Raw genomic sequence first — 238 nt, 5'->3', positions numbered from 1 at the left:
ATGTAGGTGAGTGGAGAGATTATCTCAAGGCGGAACTACCAAGCCATATGGTTCCTTCAGGATTTGTGATGATGGAAGCTATTCCACTAACTGCTAACGGTAAAGTTGATCGTGAGGCCTTGCCTGCACCAGAGGAGAGGAAAATAGAAAGTGAATGTGTTGCACCCCGGAATGGTAAAGAAGAAACACTGGCTACCATTTGGAAGCAAGTATTAGGGATTAAGAAGGTGGGAATCTA

Annotated in this window: 1 protein-coding gene; it reads left to right on the top strand. The window is 44.5% G+C overall.

Going from position 1 to position 238, the window contains the following annotated elements:
* The coding region (locus tag MR076_RS26190; RefSeq protein ID WP_242225441.1) for a hypothetical protein at window positions 1–238 on the top strand (238 nt) is incomplete at both ends.

The sequence above is a fragment of the Bacillus cereus group sp. BfR-BA-01380 genome, assembly GCF_022663535.1.
In the GTDB taxonomy this organism is placed as follows: Bacteria; Bacillota; Bacilli; order Bacillales; family Bacillaceae_G; genus Bacillus_A; species Bacillus_A cereus_BB.
Note: the sequence above shows the minus strand (reverse complement) of the source record. Positions and strands in the feature narration are given on the sequence as shown.